This is a genomic window from Eleftheria terrae (assembly GCF_030419005.1).
In the GTDB taxonomy this organism is placed as follows: Bacteria; Pseudomonadota; Gammaproteobacteria; order Burkholderiales; family Burkholderiaceae_C; genus Caldimonas; species Caldimonas terrae.
In genome coordinates this window covers 2,979,560-3,002,369 of sequence record NZ_CP106951.1, presented here as the reverse complement: position 1 = coordinate 3,002,369, position 22,810 = coordinate 2,979,560, and the positions used below count along the sequence as shown (strand labels likewise).

21 protein-coding genes are annotated in these 22,810 nt (G+C 65.1%); 17 read left to right on the top strand and 4 right to left on the bottom strand.

Going from position 1 to position 22,810, the window contains the following annotated elements:
- The first annotated feature begins 133 nt into the window (after positions 1-133).
- The 16 genes from N7L95_RS13205 (at position 134) to N7L95_RS13130 (ending at position 14,405) form a co-directional block, all read left to right on the top strand.
- Positions 134-886, top strand: a complete 753-nt coding sequence (locus N7L95_RS13205) for a phage tail tube protein (protein ID WP_301255709.1) — start codon at positions 134-136, stop codon at positions 884-886.
- A 17-nt stretch (positions 887-903) separates the two neighbouring features.
- On the top strand, positions 904-1,284 hold the full coding sequence (locus N7L95_RS13200) for a DUF6631 family protein (RefSeq protein WP_301255708.1): 381 nt from the start codon (positions 904-906) through the stop codon (positions 1,282-1,284).
- A gap of 50 nt (positions 1,285-1,334) precedes the next feature.
- Entirely contained in the window at positions 1,335-1,475 is a 141-nt protein-coding gene (locus N7L95_RS13195) for a hypothetical protein (protein WP_301255707.1), read from the top strand.
- The gene (locus N7L95_RS13190; RefSeq protein ID WP_301255706.1) at positions 1,472-2,119 is read left to right on the top strand and encodes a DUF6441 family protein; all 648 of its coding nucleotides are present in this window, start codon (positions 1,472-1,474) and stop codon (positions 2,117-2,119) included. The genes N7L95_RS13195 and N7L95_RS13190 overlap by 4 nt, the downstream gene beginning before the upstream one ends.
- A 20-nt stretch (positions 2,120-2,139) precedes the next feature.
- On the top strand, positions 2,140-5,691 hold the full coding sequence (locus tag N7L95_RS13185) for a tape measure protein (RefSeq protein ID WP_301255705.1): 3,552 nt from the start codon (positions 2,140-2,142) through the stop codon (positions 5,689-5,691).
- A 16-nt stretch (positions 5,692-5,707) separates the two neighbouring features.
- Positions 5,708-6,640 (top strand): hypothetical protein, encoded by a 933-nt coding sequence (locus N7L95_RS13180; protein ID WP_301255704.1) that lies wholly within the window; start codon positions 5,708-5,710, stop codon positions 6,638-6,640.
- A gap of 8 nt (positions 6,641-6,648) precedes the next feature.
- The gene (locus N7L95_RS13175) at positions 6,649-7,611 is read left to right on the top strand and encodes a hypothetical protein (protein ID WP_301255703.1); all 963 of its coding nucleotides are present in this window, start codon (positions 6,649-6,651) and stop codon (positions 7,609-7,611) included.
- Between the two features lie 3 nt (positions 7,612-7,614).
- The gene (locus tag N7L95_RS13170) at positions 7,615-9,306 is read left to right on the top strand and encodes a hypothetical protein (RefSeq protein ID WP_301255702.1); all 1,692 of its coding nucleotides are present in this window, start codon (positions 7,615-7,617) and stop codon (positions 9,304-9,306) included.
- Positions 9,303-10,112, top strand: a complete 810-nt coding sequence (locus N7L95_RS13165; RefSeq protein WP_301255701.1) for a phage/gene transfer agent baseplate hub protein — start codon at positions 9,303-9,305, stop codon at positions 10,110-10,112. The genes N7L95_RS13170 and N7L95_RS13165 overlap by 4 nt, the downstream gene beginning before the upstream one ends.
- A 6-nt stretch (positions 10,113-10,118) precedes the next feature.
- Entirely contained in the window at positions 10,119-10,358 is a 240-nt protein-coding gene (locus N7L95_RS13160) for a hypothetical protein (protein ID WP_301255700.1), read from the top strand.
- A gap of 5 nt (positions 10,359-10,363) precedes the next feature.
- Entirely contained in the window at positions 10,364-10,567 is a 204-nt protein-coding gene (locus tag N7L95_RS13155; RefSeq protein ID WP_301255699.1) for a hypothetical protein, read from the top strand.
- Positions 10,564-12,762 (top strand): phage tail protein, encoded by a 2,199-nt coding sequence (locus N7L95_RS13150; protein WP_301255698.1) that lies wholly within the window; start codon positions 10,564-10,566, stop codon positions 12,760-12,762. Before N7L95_RS13155 ends, N7L95_RS13150 begins: the two co-directional genes overlap by 4 nt.
- A complete protein-coding gene (locus N7L95_RS13145) occupies positions 12,762-13,112 on the top strand; it encodes a DUF2793 domain-containing protein (RefSeq protein ID WP_301255697.1) in 351 nt (116 codons plus the stop codon). The genes N7L95_RS13150 and N7L95_RS13145 overlap by 1 nt, the downstream gene beginning before the upstream one ends.
- Before the next feature lie 95 nt (positions 13,113-13,207).
- Positions 13,208-13,471 (top strand): DUF6127 family protein, encoded by a 264-nt coding sequence (locus N7L95_RS13140; protein ID WP_435870101.1) that lies wholly within the window; start codon positions 13,208-13,210, stop codon positions 13,469-13,471.
- Positions 13,468-13,944 (top strand): hypothetical protein, encoded by a 477-nt coding sequence (locus tag N7L95_RS13135; protein ID WP_301255695.1) that lies wholly within the window; start codon positions 13,468-13,470, stop codon positions 13,942-13,944. Before N7L95_RS13140 ends, N7L95_RS13135 begins: the two co-directional genes overlap by 4 nt.
- Positions 13,941-14,405, top strand: coding sequence for a lysozyme (locus N7L95_RS13130; RefSeq protein WP_301255694.1), 465 nt, complete (start codon positions 13,941-13,943; stop codon positions 14,403-14,405). Before N7L95_RS13135 ends, N7L95_RS13130 begins: the two co-directional genes overlap by 4 nt.
- Before the next feature lie 47 nt (positions 14,406-14,452).
- On the opposite strand, the gene N7L95_RS13125 is transcribed toward N7L95_RS13130, so the two are convergent.
- From N7L95_RS13125 to N7L95_RS13115, 3 genes are read right to left on the bottom strand one after another with little or no spacing between them, the layout of a single operon-like run.
- Entirely contained in the window at positions 14,453-14,806 is a 354-nt protein-coding gene (locus N7L95_RS13125; protein ID WP_301255693.1) for a hypothetical protein, read from the bottom strand.
- A 7-nt stretch (positions 14,807-14,813) separates the two neighbouring features.
- A complete protein-coding gene (locus N7L95_RS13120) occupies positions 14,814-17,219 on the bottom strand; it encodes an RHS repeat-associated core domain-containing protein (protein WP_301255692.1) in 2,406 nt (801 codons plus the stop codon).
- Between the two features lie 55 nt (positions 17,220-17,274).
- Entirely contained in the window at positions 17,275-19,788 is a 2,514-nt protein-coding gene (locus tag N7L95_RS13115; RefSeq protein WP_301255691.1) for a DUF6531 domain-containing protein, read from the bottom strand.
- An 894-nt stretch (positions 19,789-20,682) separates the two neighbouring features.
- Here N7L95_RS13115 and N7L95_RS13110 point away from each other — a divergent pair.
- Complete coding sequence (locus N7L95_RS13110) at positions 20,683-22,365, top strand: DNA cytosine methyltransferase (RefSeq protein ID WP_301255690.1); 1,683 nt, start codon at positions 20,683-20,685, stop codon at positions 22,363-22,365.
- On the opposite strand, the gene N7L95_RS13105 is transcribed toward N7L95_RS13110, so the two are convergent.
- Positions 22,343-22,801: a very short patch repair endonuclease gene (locus tag N7L95_RS13105; RefSeq protein WP_435870021.1), complete on the bottom strand. Its 459-nt coding sequence runs from the start codon at positions 22,799-22,801 to the stop codon at positions 22,343-22,345. The two genes, N7L95_RS13110 and N7L95_RS13105, sit on opposite strands and share 23 nt — an antisense overlap.
- Positions 22,802-22,810 lie beyond the last annotated feature (9 nt).

The following is a 22,810-nucleotide window of genomic DNA, read 5'->3' as shown; positions in this document are numbered from 1 at the left end:
CCTCGCTCACATGCGACGGCAACGCCCGCTTGCCTCGGGCGTCAATCCAGCGGGTTCTCGTCCCTAAAAGTCACCTCGGTGTTGAGCCGTGGGCGCCCTACTCACATCCATCAATCAGAACAAGGTACTGTTCATGCCCTACTTCTCCGGCCAAGGCCGCGTCTACGTCGGATCGCGCGATGCCGCCGGCCGCCCCCTCGGCCTGTCCTATGTCGGCAACGTCCCCGAATTGAAGGTCTCGCTGTCGGTGGAGACCCTGGAGCACCAGGAGTCCTCCAGCGGCCAGCGCCTCACCGACCTGCAGCTGATCAAAACCAAGAAGGGCGAGTTCTCCTGCACGCTGGAAGAGCTGGTGCCGGGCAATCTTGCGCTGGGCCTGTACGGCACCACCACGCAACAGGCCGCCGGCAGTGTGGCGGCCGAGGCGCTGCCCAATCCGGTCACGCCGGGCAGCCTCTACCTGCTGACCAAGCAGAACGTCTCCACGGTGGTGGTCAAGGATTCGTCTTCCACGCCGAAGACGCTGCCAGCGGCGCAGTACAGCGTCAATGCCAAGCACGGCTCGCTCGTGGTCAACGACAAGACCGCAGGGGGGCCCTACGTCGAGCCGTTCAAGGTCGACTATGCCTATGGGGTTGCGCAGGTGACCTCGATGTTCACCCAACCGCTGCCGGAGCGCTGGGTGCGCTTTGAGGGGTTGAACACGGCCGACGGTAACGCGGAGGTTGTCATCGACCTGTACCGAGTCGCGATCAACCCGGCCAAGGAGCTGTCGATGATCACCGACGAGCTGCTGAAGTTCGAGCTGTCGGGCCAGGTGCTCGCCGACACGCTGAAGCCCGCCACCGGGGAGCTGGGCCAGTTCGGCCGGCTCGTGCTGCTATGAGCGAGGATGGAGCCAGCATGGACCTGGACATCATCTCGCCGCTGACGGTGACCGTGGACATCGCCGGCGAGCGCCTAGAGATCCGCCCTCTGGTGCTGGGCGAACTGCCCGCCGTACTGAAGGCCATGCGGCCTTTTGCGTCGCAGCTGGCCGCGGAGCCGGATTGGCTGACGCTGCTGTGCGAGCACGGGGAGGCGCTGCTGCAGACACTCAGCCTGGCGGCACGCCGGCCCCGGGAGTGGATCGACCGCCTCGCCGTCGACGAAGCGCTGGTGCTGGCCGGCGCGGTGTTCGAGGTGAATGCCGATTTTTTCGTGCGGCGGGTGGCGCCGCGCATCGGCAGGCTGGCTCAGGCCATCAGCAGCCGCTTGGCTGGGCCAGCGCCATCGCCCGGCTGATCCGGGGGGGCCACCGGTACGCCGAGATCCTGAGCTACACGCTGGCCCAGGTGAACGCTTTTCTGGCGGCCGATGCCCGGATGGAGCACGAGCGGCTCGCCGCACAGCTCACTGTCACTGCGGTGGCTGCCCAGGGCAGCCGGGACGCCATTCAACAGCTGCAGCGGGAGCTGCAGAAGTACAGCGCATGAAACTGCAACTCACCGCTGGCGGCCTGCTGAGGCCGGGCGGTTTCGACGCATGGCAGGAGGACTTTCGGCGTTCCCTCCGAACCGACGTGGCAAAGGCCATGCGGGAGACCGGTAAGGAGATAGTCGAGACCGTCCGGTCCGAGATGCGTGCCAGCTTCAAGACCGCCAAGCCGTCCTTCCTGAAGTCCATGCGGTCCAAGGTCTTCGACAGCAAGCCGGACCGCTTGCCCGCGCTCTACATCGGCTCCAAGGTGCCCTGGCTCGGCCTCCACGAGCAGGGGGGTGCCATTCAGGGCCGCATGTTGATCCCGCTGCTGCCGCAACACCAGCGCCTGGGCCGCAAGGCATTCGCTCGGGTAGTGCGCGACCTGATGGACGCCGGCAACGCGTTTTTCGTCCAGAGGGACGGACGCGCGATCCTGATGGCGGAGAACCTCTCTGCCAACAGCCGGGCGCTCACCCGCTTTCGGCGCGCCGAGCGGGAACGCAGCGACGTCAAGCGGCTGAAGCGAGGACAGGAGATCCCGATTGCCGTGTTTGTGCGGCAAGTTCGCCTGCGGCGCCGGTTCGACCTGACGCGCACGGTGAGCCGCGACTTGCTGCGCTTGGTCGCGGCTATCGAGAAGGCCTCGACCTCATCCTGATTTCCTTCCAAGGAAATGTCATGGCTCAAAACCGAGCGCAGATCCTCATTACCGCCGTCGACGACACGCGGCGGGCGTTTCAGACCATACAGGCCAGCCTGGTGCAGCTGCGCGAGCAAGCCGCGCAGGTGGGAGACTCCCTGCGAGACGTGGGGGCGGGCATCGGCGCCGGAGCCGGCGTGCGAGACCTGCAGGCGGCAGCCGCGCAATACGACGCGCTGCAAGGCCGGCTCCAGCGGGCAGCGACCTCGCAGGGTGCCTCCCGTGCCGACGCGCCGCCGCTGGATGTCGCGGGGCGCGACCAGACCGTTCTCACCGAGACGGCAGCACTGCACGCGCGGCTGGCAGCGGCAGCGCGCAACGCCGCCCGGTCGCAGGGCGAAGTGGTGTCCGCAACGGCCGGTATCGGCCAGGCTGCTGCACAGTCGGCCCGCGCCTTGCAACCGCTGCAGGCCGGGATGGCGCGCCTGCGAACGGAGGCCGGCCAATTCGGCGCGGCGTTCGGGCAAATGGGCGCGGCCCTCGGCGTTGGCGCGGGCGTGCGCGAGCTGACGGGGGCGGCCGACCAGTACAAGGGGTTGCAGGCCCGCTTGAAGCTGGCGGTGTCTTCCCAGGAGGAGTTCAACCATGCCGAGGGCGAGCTGTTCGAGATGGCGCAGCGCAATCGGGCGCCGTGGGCGGAAACGGTGTCGCTGTACACCAAGCTGGCGCCGACCCTGCAGGCCCTGGGCCGGTCCCAGTCGGAGGCGTTGGACACCACCAACGCTGTCGGACAGGCCATGACGCTGTCCGGCAGCTCTGCCGAAGGTGCCTCAGCCGCGCTGATGCAGCTGGGCCAGGCCCTGGGCAGCGGCACGCTGCGCGGCGACGAGTTCAATTCGGTCATGGACCAGGCTCCCCGGCTGGCGACCGCCATTGCCGCCGGCCTGGGTGTCCCGAAAGACGCGCTGCGCCAACTGGCAGAACAGGGCAAGTTGACCTCTGCCGCAGTCATCGATGCCCTGCTCAAGCAGCGGGGCCGGCTCGCTGAGGAGTACGGCAGCCTGCCGGACACGGTGTCGGGGGCGTTGACCCGCCTGCAGAACGCCTTCCTGCGGGCCTTTGGCAGCCGCGACAGCGCGAGCGGCTGGACCGCTGGGCTAGCGCAAGGGATCCAGCTGCTGGCCCAGCACATCGGCGGTTTGCTGACACTGGTGGGCATCGGGTTGATGGCGGCGTTCGGGCGGCTGGTGAGCTCGATGGTCGCCAGCACGGCGGCGGCCCGCGCCGAGGCAATCGCCCGCCTCAGCCAACTGCGGGGGCTGGAGGCGGAGGCCATTGCTCGCATGCGGGTCACCGCAGCGGCCCTCGCCCAGGCGCGGGCGCAAGGCGCCACCTCAGTCGCACTCGTCACGGACGCGGTCCAGGCCCGTAAACAGGCTGGCGCGGCCAGCGCAGCCGTAGCGCAAGCGGCAGCATCGACCGGCCTGCTCGGCCGGGCCACGGCGGCGCTGCGCGGCGCCTTCACGCTCCTGGGCGGTCCCATTGGCATGGTGGTGACGGCGGTCGGCCTGCTGGGCTCTGCCTTGTACTCCGCCCGGGACGCAGTGGTCGAGTTTGGTGGCCGGACCGCCTCGATCCGGCAGATCGTCGCGGCCGCCTGGTCGCTGCTGACCGAGAAGGTGCAGGCCGCCTGGGGCGCCCTGGTGGAGTTGGTCCGCATCAACGACCACACCTGGGCGCGCCTGCGTGACACCGCCATCGGGGGTCTCACCCGCCTCGGCACCGGACTGCGGGCGCTGGTGAACACGGGGATCGGCGCCTTCACGGCGATCGGCTCGCTGGCGGCCAGGACAGCGGAGTTCCTGGTCGAGCGCTTCAAAACGGCGTTCTCCGACATCGGAGCGCTGACCCGCGCCTTGAAGCAGGACATCGCGGCAGCCTTCGAGGGTGATTTCTCGATGCGCGCGATGAAGGGTGAAATCGACCGCAATCTGCAGCAGATGCAGAGCGTCGACGACGAGCTCGCCGGCAAGGTGCGGGAGGCGTTCGACCGCGACTACGTCGGCGAGGCAGCCCAAGCCATTGCGGCCCGCATCCGACCCGATTCCAAGAAGAAGGACACCTTCGCGGAGCCGCCGCCGAAGGGCACCCCACCTCCGCCGCCGGGCGCCGCCGCTTGGCAAGCGTTGCTGAAGGCCCAAGCGGACGCCGCGTTCCAGTTGCTCAAGGACAGCCTGGAGCGGGAACAGCGGGCGCTGGACCGGGCACTGGAGGACCGCACCATTTCGATCCGCAGCTATCACGAGCGCAAGGCGCGGCTGGAGCAGCAGGAGATTGACGCGGAGATCAACCGCACGCGGCAAGCGATCGCCGAGCAGCAGCGTGCGGTCAAAGCAGCAGAGAAGCCGGACGACCGCGCCAAGGCGCAGGCCGATCTGGCCAAGATCAACGCCGACTTCACGGTGCTGCTGCGCAAGCGAGGGGACGTTGCTGTTGCCGCGGCGCGGGCCACCGCCCAGGCAGAACGCGAGCTGAGGGAGGAGCTCACCAAGGCGCGAGAAGAACTGCTGGACCTGACCCAGGCCAGCACGGCGCAGGACCGGCGTGCGACCATCGAGGAGCAGTACCGCAAGCTGATGGAGCGGCTGCGCGCTGAGGGCGACAGCGCCGGCATGGCAACCCTGGGCCGCCTCATCGACGTCAAGGCGGCATCTGCCGACCTAACCACCTACGAACGCGAATTCGACACCACCCTGGCCCGCATGCGCGCCAGCGAGCAGTCCATCGACCTGCAGCGTCAGGCCGGCCTGCTGACCGAATCCCAGGCGAAGCGGCAGATCCTGGCCCTGCACCGGGAGACCGGCACCGTGCTCGATGCTCTGCTGCCCAAGCTGGAAACCACCGGCGCCGCCATCGGCCCGGAGGCGGTGGCCCGGGTGCAGGCGTGGAAGAATGAGATCGCTCAGGTAAAGCTGGCGGTCGACGAGGTGGCGGTGGCCATCGACGGCAGCATTCGGGACGGCTTTGGGCAGCTGTTCGAGGACATCGGCCGCGGAGCGAAAACCGCCAAGGAGGCTTTCGGCGACTTCGCTCGCTCGGTGCTGGTGACCATCCAGCGGATTGCCTCGCAGAAGCTCGCGGAGTCGCTGTTCGCCAGTTTGCCGAAGGGAAGCGGCGGGGCGTCCGGCTTTGCCGGGTTCATCTCCTCGCTCCTCAAGGGCTACGCCTCGGGCGGCTACGTCACAGGCCCCGGCACCTCGACGAGCGATTCCATTCCGGCGCGTCTGTCGGCCGGGGAGTTTGTCGTCAACGCGGCAGCAGTGCGCCGGGTGGGCGTGGCTTTTCTGCATTCGCTCAATGGGGTGGCGCAGGGACCGACCTTCAAGGGTCCGGCACTTGCCTTTGCGGCCGGCGGCCTGGTTCCCGACGTCCAGCCTCGTCAGCAAGCCCCCGCCGCCCAGGGCGTGCGCATCGTCAACGTGATCGACCCCGCAATGGCGGCCGATTACCTCAACTCGTCCGCAGGCGAGAAAACCATCCTCAACATCCTGCAGCGCAACGCCGGCTCCGTCCGGCAGGTGCTGACCTGAGCAAGAGAGAACACCGATGGCATTTGAATCGGGCACCGCGACTGATTACCGCAACCTCCTGGAGCGCTTACGCGTCTTCCTGACCCAGCACCCGGCGCTGGTCGCCGCCGGCCAGCAATGGACCGAGCTGCGCTGGGTCTCAGACGCCGCGACCCAAGAGCTCCTCCTGCGGGCGCCCGGCCTCGCTGGTGCTGACGACATCTACTGCGGCGTGCGGTCCTACGAGAACCCCACCTCCGGCTACTACATGTGGGACCTCAACGGGAGCATTGGCTTCAGCCAGGTTGACACGTTCTACGCCCAGCCCGGCTGCCTGACCGGCTGGCTGCCGATGATGAGCCTCTGGAACGACGCGACGCCGTACTGGTTTGTCGCCAACGGCCGCCGGGCGGTGGTCGTGGCCAAGGTCTCCACGCTCTACCAGGCGGCCTACCTGGGCTTCATCCTGCCCTACACTGCGCCGGGCCAGTACCCCTATCCCTTGCTGATCGGTGGCTCCATGACGGGCCAGCGGGGGCGGCGCTACAGCGTCACCGGGCCCAACCACCGGCATTTTGTGGATCCGGGCGAGGACGTGCAAAACGCCAGCTCGACGGCCACGATGCTGCGGGGGCCGGCCGGCGCCTGGCTGCCGTTTCAGAACACCTACAGCCCGACAACGGAATCCCGATACGACAGCGCCCGGCCGGTCTGGCCGGGCAGCTACGCCTACCTCAGCGTGTTTCGGGAAGCGCTGGACGGCACCTACGTGCTGATGCCGATCGTGCTGTCGCAGGGCAACTCGGCCGGCGACCACGACCTGTTCGGTGAGCTGGACGGCGTCTACCAAGTCTCCGGCTTCAACAACGCGGCCGGAAACCTCATCCAGGTGAACGGGGTGGACCACCTGGTGGTGCAGAACGTCTTTCGCACCTCGGTGCGGGACTACTGGGCCTTGCGCCTGGCCTGAGGAGCGCAATGGCCTACCAAACTGGAACGGCAGCGGGTCCGACCCCGCTGCTGGACGCACTGCGGCTGTTCGCCGTCGCCAGCGGCTGGCAGGAGCTGCGCTGGGGGCCGTCCGGCCCCAGCCAGCAGCTGTCGCTGCGCAAGGGCGAGCTGATTTTTCACCTGCGCAGCGCGCTGGATGAGGCGCTGCGCTCCGGCTACCAGCGGGTGACCGGCATCTTTCTGGTCGGCTCCGACCAGTTCGATCCCGCGCAGCCTTGGAACAACCAGCCGGGTCTGCCACGCGACCCGTCGAAGCGCATCGAGGCGGTGGGCCTGTACGAGGTCGAAGGTCCCTGCACCTATCACCTGTTCTCGTCCGAGTCGCCGGTGCAACTGACGATGGTGGCCGAGGTCGCGCCGGGGGTGTACCACCACCTCGCCTTTGGGCAACTCGTGAAATACGGCGACTACCCGGGCGGCGCCTTTGTGTCGGGCGCCTTTGGCTCGTCGGACGCGCTCACCGCCAGCGCCAGCGACTACATCTTCGGGGACACGCAGGACCTGCATTTCGGCCTGCCGTTCAACGACTATAAATATGCAGGTGGGAACTACGTGCGGGCGGCGGCCGACGGCTTCGATGGCTGGTGGTCGGTCTGCCAGGCGTCGCCGATCACCGGCAAGCGAGCCATCTCTATCTGGGAGGAAGGGCCGCGCAGCCCGCGCGAGACGCTGGCCAACTACTGGTGGAGCCGCACGCCGAACACGCTGAACGGCATCGCGCCGCTGTTGCCGTTTTACGTTTTCCTGGAACGGCCTGATGGGTTCTTCTCGCCTTTTGGCTACCCAGCCCACTTGCGCTACCTGAACATCACGCACCATGCACCGGCGGAGGTGTTTGCGATTGGCCCCGAACAATGGATGGCGTTTCCGGCGCATTCGAAGAACAACAAGTCCGGTGTGCACGGCTACGCCGTGCGGCTGGAGCGCTGAGCGATGGCCGCCTTCGCAGGGATCGTGGCTCCGGGCTCGGCCGTTGGAGAGCCGGTCCACTATGAGCGCGCCAGGGGCATCTCCGGCTACCGGCCGGTGCGCTACCCCTTTGCCGCCGCCGACAGCGTTTCGCCCTTGGCGGGTACCAGGGGCGCAGCTCGGCCAATCAGTGAGCCGCAACGGCGGCTGGCCGGCGCCCGGATGCCGTCCTTCGCAGACGACTGGTACCACCGCATCCACCTGCTGCCGCCGCGGATCGACCTTGGCAATGTGATCAGCCCCATCGTGCGCCGGCTGGAGGTGTGGAATGCGCATCTCCAGGAGCAGACGGTGCTGGCCATCGAGGCCACTGGCGCAGATGGCCTGGCGCTGTCAGGGCCGCCCGCGCCACCGTTGGTCTTCGGAGCGCTGCAATCGCGGACCTACAGCTTCTCGGCGAGCCACCGCGGTACGCCGGCGATCAACGCGGCCTTCACCTTCCGCTTTGCCGGCGGTGCCGAGATGCGGTTGGGCGTTACCGGCCGGCGGGTGGTGGTGTTCGGCATCCGGCCCGACTGGTCGGATGGCATGACGGAGCGCTTGGAATGGCTGAGCGAGGTGCTGGAGGCACACGACGGCTCCGAGCAGCGCATTCGACTGCGGCAGCTGCCGCGGCGCAGCTTCGAGTACAGCTGGCTCCTGGAGGGGCAGGACGTTCGCCTGCTGGAGCACCTGCTGTTTGCGTGGGGAGCCCGCATCTACTGCCTGCCCGTCTGGACGGATGGCAGCCGGCTGCTGCAGGACGTGGTCGCTGGCGGCCGCCAACTGGTGGTGCCCGACGCTGCACACAGCGACTACCACCCGGGCGGCATAGCGGTGCTCTGGCGCTCGACGGCCGAGAACGAGGCGGTGGAGATCGCGTCGGTCGACGGCGCGGCCTTGACGCTGACCCTGGCGCTGGGACAGTCCTGGCCGGCCGGCACCCGCGTGCTGCCAGCGCGGCTGGCCCGCCTGGACGGAACGACGGGCGTCCGGCGGCTGACGGACACAATCGCCAGCGGCCGCTGCCGGTTCACGGTGGAGGATTTGGGCGCATCAAGCGCTCCTGAGCCTGGAACGGTCTATCGGAGCTATTCCGTCTTCGATTGGCCGCCGGACTGGAGCGAAGAGATCGACGTCAGCTGTCAGCGTAAGCTGACCGTGATCGATTCGGGCACCGGACCTCGGGGATTCGATGATGAATCCGGCGCGCCGCAACTCGGCCGGCGCCTCACCTGGCTGCTGCCGAATCGGCCGCAGATCACGGCCTTCCGCCAGTGGCTGGCCGCCCGGACCGGCCGGGTGCATCCCTGCTGGCTGCCGACGTTCACCTCGAACCTGCAGGTCAGTCGAGCGGTCGTCAGCGGCGGCTCGGGCCTCGTGGTGCGCAACACCGGCTACAGCCGCTTCGTCACTGCCCATCCACAGCGCCGAGATCTGATCCTGCGCACGAGGTTGGGCACGTTCTTCCGGCGCGTCACCGGTGCAGAAGAGCTCTCCGCCCAAGAAGAGCTGCTGTCCCTTGACCAGCCACTGGACGTCACCGTGACGGTCGACCAGGTGCTGCAGGTCTCCTGGCTGGAACTGGTGCGGCTCGACCAGGACGCGGTCGAGCTGTTTTGGGAGACGGATGGCGTCGTGCGCGTTCAGTTGTCGACTCGAACCCTGCCGTCATGAACTACCTGGAGCAAGACCAATCAATGCACGCCGGGCAGCCGCAGGAGCTGTATCGCTTCGCGCAAGAGCACCGGCGCTGGTGCTATACGTCCGGCCAAGTGCCGGTCACCTACCAATCGGAGACCTACGAGCCGGCGCCGATCTCGCGCAGCAACATCGAGCACAGCAACGAGCTGTCGCGCAGCGGATTGGAGGTGCAGGTGCCGCGGGACCTGCCCCTGGCGGCACTGTTTGTGGCCGCGCCGCCGGAGGGGGTGGTCAGCCTCACGCTGTACCGACGGCATCTGGGGCAGGGCGGCGAGGCCAGCGAGTTCGTGACCTACTGGAAGGGGCGGCTGACGGTGGCCCGCCTGGCGGGCGCGGAGGCCACGCTCAAGTGCGAGCCGATTGCCTCATCGCTCAAGCGGCTGGGCCTACGGGCCCGGTACCAGATCGCCTGCCGCCACGTCCTGTATTCGCCCGCTTGTGGAGTGGCCAAGGAGCGGTTCAGGGTGGAGGGCCAGGTCGACCGGATCGCTGGCACCTCGGTTTGGGTCGCTGCGGCGGCGGAGCGTGAGAACGGCTATTTCGGCGGCGGCTACCTGCAGTGCGCCGTCGGCGCCCGCATGGTGACCGGCCACAGCGGTGGCGAGCTGACCCTCACCGCGCCAATGGTGGGTCTGCTCCCCGGTGAGCGGGTTCAGCTCTACGCTGGCTGCGACCACTGGACCACCCACTGCCGCGACCGCTTCCAGAACCTGGACAACTTCGGCGGCTTCCCCTTCATCCCCTGGAAAAACCCGTTCTCGGGCGACGCCATCGTCTGATTCTCCATGTGGCCCCAACTCATTGTCTGGATCGCAACGACGGTCCTGTCGGCGCTGCTCGCGCCCAAACCCAAGTCCCAGGATGCGCAGCCGGGCCAGATCGGCGACAAGGACCTGCCCATCGCGTCTCAGGACGCGCCCATTCCGGTGCTGTTCGGCACCCGGGTGATCTCCGGCCCGAACGTCGTCTGGTACGGCGACGTGCAGGTCAAACCCATCAAGAAGAAGGGAGGCGGCAAGAAGTGACGGAGGTGATTGCCAAGCTGGAACACGCCCGGCAGCTGGGCTACTGCGCCCGCGGCATGCGGCGCTGGTTTGAAGGCCGAGAGCGGTCCTGGGCCGAGTTTGTCGAGCACGGCGTGCCGGCGCGCTGGCTGCGCGAGAGCGGCGATGCGCTGGCGCAGCGAGTCGCCGAGCAGGCTGAGCAGGTGACAGCAGAGGAGCGTCATCGATGAGCGGCGGCGGCAGCAAGAAGAAGGTCACCGTCGGCTACTGGTACGGGCTCGGGGCGCAGCTCGCGCTGTGCCATGGGCCGGTGGATGCCATCACCGAGATCCGGGTGGGCGAACGAGTCGCTTGGTCGGGAGAAGCGACCGGCAACATCACGTTGGGGATCCACCAGCCCGGCCTGTTCGGCGGCGAAGAGCGAGAAGGCGGCGTCGATGGGGTGGTGGACGTGCTGATGGGTGGCCCTGACCAGGGCCGCAATGCCTACCTCCACGAGCAGCTGGGACCGGACATCCCGGCGTTTCGCGGCATCGTCTGCCTGGTGTTGCGCCGCGTGTGGGTGGCGGCAATGAACCCGTACATCAAGCCGTGGTCGATCCGCGCGCGGCGCATGCCGAGCGGGTGGTATCCCTCGCGCGCAGCGATCGGCGCCGACGCCAACCCGGCGCACATCATCCGGGAGTGCCTGACCAACGCCGACTGGGGCATGGGCTATCCGGCGGCGGACATGGACGACCTCAGCTTCCGTGCCGCCGCCGACACCCTGTACGCCGAAGGATTCGGGCTGTCGCTGCTGTGGAGCCAGGAAGAGACCGTCGAGAGCTTTGTGCTCTCCGTGCTGAAGCACATCGACGGCGTGCTCTTCGTGCACCCGCGGACCGGCCTGTTTGTGCTCCAGCTCGCCCGCGCCGGGTATCAGCTGGATCAGCTGCCGGTGTTCGATCCCTCGAACGTCCTGCGCATCGAGGAGTTCACCCGGCCCTCGTGGGGTGAGACCGTCAACCAGGTCACGGTGTTGTACCGCGACGCGGCCAGCGACAAGGATGCCTCCGTGACGGTGCACGACGTGGCGGCCGTGCAGATCAACGGCGGTGTGGTGGCCACCTCGATCCAGTACCCGGGCATCAGCCATGCTGCGCTGGCCAACCGCGTGGCGATGCGCGAGCTGAAGCAGCTATCCGCCAGCTTGGCCAAGTGCACCTTTGTCGCCAACCGGCAGGCAGCGGGGCTGCAGATCGGGGACGTCATCAAGCTCGCGTGGCCGCCCTATGGCATCGAACAGCTGCCGATGCGAGTCGTGCGCATTGCCTACGGCGAGCTGACGAACGGCGCTGTGCGCGTCGACTGCGTGCAGGATGTCTTCGGGCTGCCGCAGTCGGTCTACTCGGCGCCGCCGTCCTCCGGCTGGAGGGAGCCGACCAGTGAGCCGCAACCCTGCCCGCAGCAGTTGCTGTTCGAGGTGCCGTACTGGTGGGTGGTGCAGGACCTGACCGGGGAGTCGGACAGCCGGCTCGGCGAGATCGACGAGCTGGACGGGCTCGTGGCCACCTGCGGCACGCGGCCGAGCAGCGATGCATTTGGCTTCAAGGTGATGGCTCGGCTGTCGGGTGGATTCGAGGAGAAAGGGCAGGGGAGTTTCACTCCCTCGGCGGTGCTGGTGGAAGCGTTGCCGCAGTCCGCAGCACAGGTCCGGGCGCCACTGTCCTCGGCAAGCGACCTCGCCGAGGTAGGGTCCGGTGGCCTGGCGCTGGTCAACGGCGAGTGGCTCAAGGTCACCGAGGTGGACGCTGCAGCTCCCGCCGTGGTACTGGAGCGCGGCTTGTTGGACACCGTTCCAGGCCACCACCCGGCTGGCAGCCGTCTCTGGTTTGTGGAAGAAGGCCGGCACTACCTGCGGCCGGAGTACGTGGCCGGCGAGACAGTGCGAGCGAATCTCCTCACCCAGACACCTCGCGGCACGCTGCCGGCCAATGTGGCGACCGAAATCAGCCTGCAGCTGAACAAGCGGTTCATCCGGCCCTACTGCCCGGGCCGCCTGCAGGTGAACAGCCGCGCGTACCCGGTGGCCGTGGCCGGCCCGATCTCGGTGAGCTGGGCGACCCGCAATCGCCGCAGCCAGACCGCCTACCTGGTGCTGCAGGCCGAGGGCAGCGTGACGCCGGAGGCGGGTCAGACCACCACCGTGCGTTTCTATGGCGAGACCGGCCGGCTGTGCCGAACCCTGACCGGCCTCACCGGCGACAGCGTCACTTGGCCGCTGGCTCAGGAGCTGGCGGATTCCGGACTGGGACGGGTCAACGGGCGGCTGCGCATCGAAGTTGAGGCGGCCCGCGACGGCCACAGCTCCTGGCAGCACCACAACATCGAGTTCGAGCGGACGGGCTACGGCCTGCACTACGGCAAGTTCTATGGAGGCGCGTGATGCCGATGACCGATCCGAACCTGGGCCTGAGCTACGGCTGGACCCAGGGTGAGCACAACTGGAATGGCGGCATGGACGCCAACCTGAAGCGGCTGGGCGCGGTCATTGGACTGGCGGTCAAGGACCGCGACCTCACCACGCCTCCGGCCGCTCCGGTGGAGGGTGAGCGCTACCTGATCCCTGCAGCTGCCACTGGTGCCTGGGCCGGAAAAGCCGGACAGATCGCAGTGCGCATCGGTGCGAGCTGGGAGTACCACGTACCGAGGCCCGGTTGGCTGTGCTTCATCGAAGACGAGAGCGTCCTCGCCGTTTTCAAGGCCACTGGCTGGAGTCCCGGTGTGCCGATCTGACCTCAACCCATCCCCCTGCACCCGCCCTTGAGGCGGGTTTTTTGTTTATGGAGATCCATGTGAACGATCAAACCAAACCCTCCCTCGTGAACAACATGCTGGTGCTCAACAAGGAGGACTTCGACGACCTGCTGGACCGCGCCGCCGAGCGCGGTGCCGAGCGTGTGCTGGCTCAACTGGGCCTGGAGAACGGCCACGCCGCCCGCGACATCCGCGAGCTGCGGGATTTGCTCGACGCCTGGCGCGATGCCCGCCGCACCGCCTGGCGCACGACCGTGAAGGTGCTCACCACCGGCCTGCTGGCTGCGCTGTTGATCGGGGCGTCCGTCAAGTTCAACCCCTGGGGAGGCAGCCAATGATCGAGACGCTGCTGGGCGGCCTGCTCGGTGGCATCTTCCGGCTCGCGCCCGAACTGCTGAAGTGGCTGGACCGAGCCGGCGAGCGCGCGCACGAGCTCGCCATGCAGGACAAGGCGTTGGAGTTCGAGCGGCTCAGGGGCGCGCAGCGCATGGCTGAGATCGGCGCGGCAGCCGACGCGGCCTGGACCACCGGTGCCATCGCGGCGCTGAAAGAGGCGATCGCAGCCCAGGGTCAGCCATCCGGCGTGCGCTGGGTCGATGCGCTGTCAACGAGCGTGCGGCCGGTCATCACCTACTGGTTCATGGCGCTGTACTGCGTGGCCAAGGGGGCGGCGCTGGCCGGTGCGGTCAATGCAGGGTTTGGCTGGGGGTCGATGCTGGCCCAGGCCTGGACCGACGCAGACCAGGCGCTGTGGTCGGGGATGTTGAACTTCTGGTTTGTCGGACGTGTGTTCGACCGGATGCGGTCGTGATCGCCGTGCCGCCGCAGGCCATCGAGCTGGCCAAGCGTTTCGAAGGTTTTCACCGGGTGCCCAAGCACGACCCTCTTCGCCGGGCCCACCCCTACATCTGCCCTGCTGGATACCACACCATCGGTTTCGGGCATCTGTGCCGGCCGGACCATCCGCCGATCACTGAGGCGGAGGGCGAGGCCTATCTGATGCTGGACCTGACGAAGGCTGTGGAGGCGACGCTGCGCTACTGCCCAGTGCTGGCCGTCGAGGAGCAAGGCCGGCTGGCCGCCATCGTTGACTTCACCTTCAACCTTGGCGCCGGACGGCTGCAAACGTCGACGCTGCGCCGCTGTCTCAACGAGCGCGCCTGGCCCGCTGCCGCAGACGAGTTGCGCCGCTGGGTGTATGGCGGAGGGCGTGTGCTGCCGGGCTTAGTGGTCCGCAGGCAGGCAGAAGCAAATTTGCTGCTGATCACTTGATAGCCAAACACCTAAATGTCGAAACGGAACGAACAGCAACATGGCTTTTAGAGTTTACTACGAGCACTGTCGCGCAAGTACCTCCACGGACACTGCTGCATGAATTGGCGCAGTTCTAGAGCTGCCTGCTCTTGAGTTTGGCTATCGTGCAAACCTATCACTAGACCCCCAAGTCTCTGCGCCCATGCCCGCTTATTCTGCGCCAATTGATTGATCGCCGCTGCTAGATCCTTGGATGAGTTCACGGGTGGTTGCGGTGTTTCGGGAAGCTCCGAAGCTAAAAAATCGAAAAACCAGGTTTTCAACTTTTCGGAGTAGAGCGCTTCCAACCCTTTCTCTCCGAGTGCAGCAAGTTCATGGAACCGCTCGATTCGAGACGTCGATTCTTCGCCGTTGATCATCACAATCTCACTCTTTGCAGCCTTTAGGGCCGTCACACAAATGGAAAGGCCATTCCTGTTCGGCAATGCACCGCCTAAGGCAGTTCTCGCAGTTGCCACGCCAACTGAATTCTTGGCAGATCGCGTAGAGCCGGATGCATTGGTTCTTCGGATCGTCCGGCCAACCCTCCGGTCTGTCAGCTGGGGGATCCTGCGGGGGCCATTGTCCAGGAATATAGCCTGGATTGAAATGCACCGGTTGGGGGCGCCTTTTCCACCAGTCATACACTTTTTTGGCTGCAACTCCTGCCGCTGCTGCCCCCGCTGCGAGTCCGGCTACGCAGGCGGGATTCGCAGCACATGCGGCAACAGCAGGAACAATCCGCCCGTCCGGATCTTTGTATCGTGTAGGCTGACCGAACGCATACGAAAAAGTATTCGTGCCTCCTGCTAAGCCAATCGAATCGCTTTGGATGTACCTGCCGGTTTGGAATTGGTAGGTTCGGAAGTAGTTATACGCATTTGCTGCTTCGGGATCAAAATATTGCCCCGGGAAACGAAGCTGGAAGTCTAGCCGCTGGGCTGTCGGTTGCCCCTGTGGCGTCCCGATGGCTGCCCCGATGCCGAAGGGCTCGGCGAGGATGCTCCACTCCCAGCGCTTGGCGGCCGATGTGTCGGTGATCAGCCTCGGCGTGTTGAGGTGGTCCGGATGAACGTAGCGGAGTTGGGGCGAGTTCAGCGGCGTGCCACTCGTGCGGATCGGCTGGGTCGGCGTAGCTCCGGTGATCACCGCCACCGGCGTGTCCCGCAGCCAGATGTACTCCCGCTTGACCAGTTGGTTTTGATCCCGCTCGGCAATGAGCTGCCCGCCCTCGTCATAGTGAAAGTAGGTGTCGCTCGATCCGACATAACTCGGTGGGTTGTACGTCGTGCCATTGGCCGTCAGGGTGGAGCCCGTCTTGCGCGTGCGCTGCCCCAGCCCGTTGTGGCTGTACACGTGCCGCGCCATCGGCCCGTAGCTGTGCGTCAGCCGCCCCGTCACCACCACCCCTTCCCCGGTGGTGTAGCTGTAGTTCACCGTCCCCACCGGGTTGGCCGGATCGACGGTGATGTTGCCCGTCTCGTCCGTCGTGATCGCCTGCGCGGCCTGGCTGTCCACCTGCACGCTCTGCAGCCGGTTGCTCGTCGCCGGGTAGCTGTACGTCGTGGCGCTGCTGCCCGCCCCGCTCAGGATGCGCCGCGTGCGGTTGCCGTTGAGGTCGTACTCGTAGCTGTACGTCGTGCTGCCGATCACCGCCTGCGTCAGCCGGTCCAGGTTGTCGTAGCCGAAGCTGGCCACGGTCGGGCTCGCCGCCAGCCCGCTCTGGATCGCCTCGATGCGGCTGGCCGCGTCGTACTTCAGCGTGTACTGCGCCTGCTCGGCGGTGACGCCGGTCGCCCCTTTGCCCAGCGTGAACCCGGTGATGCGCCCGTCCAGGTCGAAGCTGCGGCTGTAGCTCTGCACGGGGACGGTGCTGCCGTTGCCGTAGGTCCAGCTCTTCACCACGTAGCTGCCGGCGTCCAGCGGCTGGTACTGCACGTTGCTCACCACCGCCTGGGCCGTGCTGCTGCCGGGGTCGGTGGTGGTGATGCCGCTGATGCGGCCCTGGCTGTCGTACTGGTAGTCCACCCGGCGGCCCGACGGGTAGGTCAGCCCCTGCAGTCGCCCGCTGCTGCTGTCCCAGCGGTAGCTCAGCGTGTCGGCCGGGGTGCAACTCGCTGCGGCGCCCCAGATCTGGCAGCGTCGCAGCGCCCGGCCCTGCGGGTCGTAGGCGAACTCCAGCCGGCTGGTCTGCTGGCCGCTGGCGTTGAGTTCGGTGATGCTGGTCAGCCGGCCCCGCCCGTAGTTCTCCGCCCCCACGGTGGTGACGAAGGCGTCGTAGCCGTACACGGTCTTGGCGCCACCAGGGTAGCTGGCCTGCTTGAGCCGGTTCAGCGCGTCGTAGCTGTAGGTGATCTTCTGCCCGCGGGCGTTGCTCACCTCGATCACGTTGCCGGCTGCATCCACCTTGCTGCTGGTGGTGCCGGTGTCGGGGCTGATCAGGCTCACCGGGTTGCCCAAGCCGTCCACGGCATAGCTGGTGGTGTTCTTGCGCGCGTCGGTGACGCTGCTGAGCTGGTCGCGCTTGTCCCAGCCGTACTGGATCACCGGGGTGGCTTCGCCGGCCTTGGCCGCCGGCAGCGTCTGCTGCTTCAGCCGGTACAGTTCGTCGTAGCTCTGCGTGGTGACCTGCTGGCGCGGGTCGGTGATCTTGGTGCGATGGCCTTCGGCGTCGTATTCGTACTGCGTGGTGGTGCTCTGCTGTGCCAGGGCCGGCACGGCCTGCGCCACCATCAGCGCGCCCAGCAGCGTGCGCTGCCCCCAGTGGCGCGCTCGCTTGTTTGCTTGCGTCATGGTTCCTCCCCCGAGTGGGGTGTTGGATTGCTTTTGTTCGTTGTGGCCGCTCAGCTCAATGCACGGCGCCGGTCACGCTCTGCAGTCGGCCCAGTGCGTCATAGGCCCGGCTGATGTTGCGCATCAGCGCCCCGCTCGGGTCCTTCACTTCTTCCTTCTCCCGCTCGCCGGCGTTGTTCAGCGTGTACGTCACCGAGTTGCCCAGCCCGTCGCTGATGCCCGTCAGCCGGTGCGCGTCGTCGTAGCTGTAGCGCACGTAGCTGCCGTCGGGCTGCGTCACCTGCTTGAGCAGGCCCGTAGGCTCGTAGTCGTACTTGGTGCTCTGCCCGCCCGTGCTCACGCTCTTGAGCCGCTGCCGCAGGTCGTAGGTGTACTCGGTGCTGACGTTGTTCGGGTCCACCATGGTCAACACCTGGCCGTGCGGGTTGTACCTGGTGTAGCGGGTCACTTGGCCGGCGGCGTCGGTCACCTGCTTCAGGTCGCCCCGGGTCCACTCGGCCGTGGTGTCGGTGTAGTACTCGTACTTGGTCACGTCGGCCGCGTCGGTGCGCGGGCCGTCTTCGCTCAGCACTTGGCCGTACTCGTTGTAGGTGTAGCTCCACTGGCGCGCCGCCACGCCGGGAGCCAGCGTCGCTGCGAAGCCCTTGCTCCCGTCCTCGTCCGTAGTGGCCTGCTCCACCCGCTTGCACACCACGGCGATTGGCTTGCCGTTCGATAGCTTGGCAGTTGCTGGAGCACAACTAGCAGTCACATTGCCGTTGAAGGAATCCGGCTGACCGTTGTAAATGGTCGTCACGATACGTCGTGGCTCGGCCAGCTTCACCGTCATATGCCAATCGGGATGCCACTGCGTGCTGATCTTGCGGCTGGCAGTGGGTAGCGCTGCGCCAGCCACCAGGAATGCCGTGCATTGGGCGGCTTTGCCCAACCCCTCAACTCGGCTCGTCTCCAGCCCGCGACTGTCTCTTTCATAACAAGTCCGCTTGCCGGTGAAGTCGTCCCTCGAAATCGCTCTTCCGGCAACGTCGTACTCAACCGTGCTTGTGCTTGCGTCACACCCCGCGCCCTTCGGCTGGGAGACGCCAGCCCCCCGCATCGCCATTGCGGCGTTACTGAAGCGATGCGTCCGCTTCACACCCTTCGGATCAGTTTCAACAGTTCCAGAGCTGGAGTAGCTGTAGGCTCTAGCTCCAATTCTTGCGCCTTCCCCGTGTCCGACGTTGATAACCTTCAAAGCAGAGTCGTAGCCGTAAGTGGAAAATCGATGTCCATCTTCCCTCGTGATACCGGTAAGCGCAGCAGGAAATCTCAAATCTTCATAGTGATACGTCATCTTGCTCGAATCGGGATAGATGACCCCGGTGAGGAGGCCCTGCGCCAACTTGCCTTCCGGTAGTCCGACGTCAAATTCGAATGCAATGGAGCCGCGGCCTGGCGAGGTGACGGACAGCAGCCGACCCTCCGCATCGTAGTCGAAGCGAATGGACCGGAGGGATCGCGCCTCGGTGACCGTCTGAAGTCGCAACTCGGATGGGGAATTGTATGTTATATAAAAGCTGCCGCCACGGAGCGATTCAATACCCACCAGCCGCCCCAAACCGTCGAACGACTTGATCTGCTCCTCATCTTCAAACAGCACTCTCCAGCGCACGTCGGTAAGGCCGGCTCCTTCAATCTCCCACAGTTGCCCCCGCGTGGGTTCTTTCGGCATCCACTTTCCCTCGGGAAAGCGAAAAATGCCAGTCTTTCCGTCTGCGCGAACGATCAAAACAGACGCCAAGTTTCCATCGGCAGCCGGTGTGAAGCGCACAGATTCGCTGTAGGTATGCAACCACCCCGGCCCGATATAACTTCGGGACGCTATGGCGGCGTGGGAAGAATAGAAACGCCTGAGCGGAAAACCTAGAACTTCTGAATCGTTCTCCCTTTGAATCTTTTCGCCGACACCTAGCAAGGTAGGGTTGGCATGCGGACATGAGTGATCCTGAAGTCTCGGCGTATCTCTTTGTGCTGACCAGTAATAAGGACCCTTGGGGCTACATTCTTTCGTCTTCGAGTCATATCTCATGGCGTGCACTTTGATTAGCCGCACCTCCCTGAAGAATTTGTCAAAGAACCCGCCATCAAGAAATTTTGGGGTTTCGTTTACCCCGTCGGGAAGGGGGATGTTCCCTAATGTCCATCCGGTATCTTCATAGACGTACGGCGGCTTGCACTCTTTTGCAGTGTATCGCCTCAGGCCAAGTGCAACACGGTCAGCGATATTTCCGTCGTGAAGAACAATCAATGGGGGTTTGTGGCAATAGGGGCGCCCATCGGTGCTGCCCTTGCTTGACCATTCGCCACCATACGCATCACACTTCATGACGTCCTCGGCGCCAGTAAATATTCCCATTATCCCGGCTGACACAGTAACCTGCGCAGTAGCGACAGCCGAGAAAGACGCGATTAATATGCCGAAGGTTGCCTTCAGCGCAAATCGATTAGAATTGTTGAAATTTGTTGACAAGCAAGACATGCGAATATCAATAAATAAAACGAGAATGCCTTTATGGCAGCGTTCTTGCATGGACAACTGTGCGACTACTCTTGTCGATATCAATTAGCAAGAGATGGGAAATTCGCTGTCCTTCGCTGCGGCTGTGTTGGATCGGCGCTCCACCCAGCGCGGGGCAAAAGAGTAGAGTCTTCCACTGGACAATTGTGCCCCCCACAAGAGGGAGAGACAGGCTGAATGCCTCACTTCCTGGGAGGAGTCACAGCAAGGCCGCGCGCCGAAAAATGCGACCGCGCAGCTTTTTCGGGCACCCAACCCGTCAAAGGCCATCATGGCGGCACGCCATTTCGCATTGCAACCGCTGCGTTGGAGAAGCGCGACACCGAGCTATCGGGCTCTAAACCGGATCGAGGGCTGTCAGTCCTGCGCCAACTGGGCATGTGCCGCGTCAGCGAACTTACGGCAAACCGACGCTGCCTTGGCTGCGTTGAACCAAGGAGAACCGAACTGGATCGCTGGGCGGTACCTCTCAAGGCAAGGCAAGGCAAGGCAAGGCAAGGCCATGGCCATCCTTGCCGCGACGGCTTACATGCCCGTGTGGTCCCGTTGGCAACGCTCTACCGAACCATGCACGGAATCTGGTTCCCCAGGCCGTCGTCTCTTGTGACTGCTGATTGAACTGATCACGCAAGCGCACTCCCTCGCCTGCGCAGAATACAGGTCGACATGCCGCGGGCGCTTGGAACCGAAGAGACGGGTATACTGGATGCATCCACAGGGTCGCATTGCCAGTCTACCAAATGAAGCTAGTGCAGCGTCTGGCCGAGGAATTCCTGCGACCGTGACGCTACGCCGCCTTTATGCAGTGCGAGATCCTGCATTGGGCGTGTCGAGAACGTCGGGTAGGTACCTCAGCGAGCTGTCTTACGGGGAACAAGTCAGCGTTTTCATGTGTAGAAGCTGCTCTTGGCGAAGCCCCTGCCCCGGTTTGGCAGTAAACAGATATCATGCTGCCTGAAGGCGGTGCTTATTGATGAACTGAATTGCCGCGGGAACGCTATTGGTCAGTTCCGGTCAGAATGTGAAATTGGATGTATGTCGCAGCACAGTCCCATTCCGGTGATTGATTTGTTCGCCGGACCCGGCGGGCTCGGTGAAGGTTTTTCGTCCATTGTCGATGACACAGGTGCGCGCCGCTTCGCAGTCAAGGTGTCAATTGAGAAGGATGAGGTGGCATCCCAGACGCTTTCCTTACGCGCCCTGTTTCGTAGTTTTGCGCGAGGGAAAGCTCCGGACTGTTATTACGATTACGTTCGGGGCCGTATTTCCAGGCGGGAGTTATTCTCGCACCCGTCGATCTCCGAGGAGAGCCGCATGGCAGCAGGGGAGGCCAAATGCGCTGAACTCGGGGTGACGCCTCACAAGACAGTGGATAGATGGATACGCGAGGCCCTCGGGAACTCAAGGGAGTGGGTTCTTATAGGTGGCCCACCGTGTCAGGCATATTCAATGGTCGGCAGATCTCGGCTTCGCGGCAAGGACCCAAAGAAGTTTGAAAGTGACAAACGTCATTTTCTTTATACAGAATATTTGAGAATCATTCGACAATTCGGGCCGGCAGTTTTTGTCATGGAGAACGTTAAGGGAATGTTGACGTCGACGCATGGCGGCTCTCCGATTTTCGACAGAATTCTTGCCGACTTGAAGTCTCCCGGAAACGGGCTTCACTATTGCATAAGATCCTTCGTCGTCAGCGGAGAGGACATCAAGCCTGCGGAATACGTGATCGAGGCCGAGAAGTTCGGGCTGCCGCAGACAAGGCACCGTGTCATCCTTTTCGGGATACGCTCCGATCTGGCTGAGTCCGCTTCTGCGGCACTGCGGCAGATTGGCCGGTTCGTGCTGCAGGAGGTGGGGGCAAGGGTGGGCGTGAAGGCCGTTCTTGACGGGTTGCCGCGACTGCGAAGTCGGCTTTCCAGGGAGGCCGACAGTGCCGCGGCGTGGCTCGCAGCGTTGAAGGAGGCGCCGGTCGGCATGAAGGGGTGGCGCCAGCCCATCCGGGCCGAACTGGAGACGGCCATGGGGCGTGCTTGGCGCGAGGCTGCCAAGCATGAGTCCTTCGGTGGCCGGTTCATCGAGTGTGACATGGCCACCCCGGAATTCATGCCGGAGAACCTCTGGGCCTGGTTCCACGACCCGAAGCTCGAGGGCGTCCTGCAGCACGAAACCCGGCTGCACATGCGTTCGGATCTGCACCGCTACATGTTCGCGGCATGCTATGCGGCCAAGCATCGGCTGTCTCCGAAGTTGCCGCAGTTTCCGCCACGCCTGCTACCCGACCACGGGAACATGAAGGCGGAGGAGGTGCCCTTCCTGGACCGTTTTCGGGTCCAGTTGGCCGCCGAGCCATCCACAACGGTCGTCTCGCACATTTCGAAGGACGGGCACTACTACATCCACTACGACCCTTCACAGTGCCGAAGTCTCACGGTGCGAGAGGCAGCCCGGCTTCAGACATTCCCCGACAACTACTTTTTCGAGGGAAGCCGCACCCAACAGTACTGGCAGGTCGGCAACGCGGTTCCGCCATACCTGGCGCGGCAGATCGCCGAGGTTGTGTTCGATTTCATCCAGGCTTCCCGGCGCTGATTTCGCCAAGCGCCTCACCGCTCTCGATCCACCGGCGAAGGGTCTTCGGCATGGCAGCGACGGCGGAAGCATCCCTGGTGGCGCATTCCCAGCACACCAGAACGCGCCAACCTTCGGACCGCAGTGCGTTCACCGCCCGCCGGTCCCGTTCCACGTTGCCCTCCAGTTTCGTGCGCCAGAATTCCTCGCGGCTCGACGGCAGTTTGGCGTTCTTGCAGCCAGCGTGCCGGTGCCAGAAGCACCCGTGCACGAAGACAGCGACGCGACGCCCGGGCAGCACGATATCCGGCGCGCCCGGCAAGTCACGGCGATGCAGGCGGAACCGGTATCCGGCTGCAAAGAGGGCTTTCCGGAGCAGAATCTCCGGCTTCGTGTTCTTGCCGCGGATGCCGGACATCATCCGGCTCCTGGTCTCTGGGGCAACCACGTCCGTCATCGCGCGGGC

Bases quoted from the DNA above. Each gene is read 5' to 3' on its own strand.
- N7L95_RS13135 (WP_301255695.1), top strand. From the start codon at position 13,468: ATGATCGAGACGCTGCTGGGCGGCCTGCTCGGTGGCATCTTCCGGCTC.
- N7L95_RS13105 (WP_435870021.1), bottom strand. From the start codon at position 22,801: ATGACGGACGTGGTTGCCCCAGAGACCAGGAGCCGGATGATGTCCGGC.
- N7L95_RS13120 (WP_301255692.1), bottom strand. From the start codon at position 17,219: ATGACGCAAGCAAACAAGCGAGCGCGCCACTGGGGGCAGCGCACGCTG.
- N7L95_RS13160 (WP_301255700.1), top strand. From the start codon at position 10,119: ATGTGGCCCCAACTCATTGTCTGGATCGCAACGACGGTCCTGTCGGCG.
- N7L95_RS13175 (WP_301255703.1), top strand. From the start codon at position 6,649: ATGGCCTACCAAACTGGAACGGCAGCGGGTCCGACCCCGCTGCTGGAC.
- N7L95_RS13150 (WP_301255698.1), top strand. From the start codon at position 10,564: ATGAGCGGCGGCGGCAGCAAGAAGAAGGTCACCGTCGGCTACTGGTAC.
- N7L95_RS13185 (WP_301255705.1), top strand. From the start codon at position 2,140: ATGGCTCAAAACCGAGCGCAGATCCTCATTACCGCCGTCGACGACACG.
- N7L95_RS13170 (WP_301255702.1), top strand. From the start codon at position 7,615: ATGGCCGCCTTCGCAGGGATCGTGGCTCCGGGCTCGGCCGTTGGAGAG.
- N7L95_RS13125 (WP_301255693.1), bottom strand. From the start codon at position 14,806: ATGATCAACGGCGAAGAATCGACGTCTCGAATCGAGCGGTTCCATGAA.
- N7L95_RS13200 (WP_301255708.1), top strand. From the start codon at position 904: ATGGACCTGGACATCATCTCGCCGCTGACGGTGACCGTGGACATCGCC.
- N7L95_RS13140 (WP_435870101.1), top strand. From the start codon at position 13,208: ATGCTGGTGCTCAACAAGGAGGACTTCGACGACCTGCTGGACCGCGCC.
- N7L95_RS13115 (WP_301255691.1), bottom strand. From the start codon at position 19,788: ATGCAAGAACGCTGCCATAAAGGCATTCTCGTTTTATTTATTGATATT.
- N7L95_RS13165 (WP_301255701.1), top strand. From the start codon at position 9,303: ATGAACTACCTGGAGCAAGACCAATCAATGCACGCCGGGCAGCCGCAG.
- N7L95_RS13180 (WP_301255704.1), top strand. From the start codon at position 5,708: ATGGCATTTGAATCGGGCACCGCGACTGATTACCGCAACCTCCTGGAG.
- N7L95_RS13190 (WP_301255706.1), top strand. From the start codon at position 1,472: ATGAAACTGCAACTCACCGCTGGCGGCCTGCTGAGGCCGGGCGGTTTC.
- N7L95_RS13145 (WP_301255697.1), top strand. From the start codon at position 12,762: ATGCCGATGACCGATCCGAACCTGGGCCTGAGCTACGGCTGGACCCAG.
- N7L95_RS13205 (WP_301255709.1), top strand. From the start codon at position 134: ATGCCCTACTTCTCCGGCCAAGGCCGCGTCTACGTCGGATCGCGCGAT.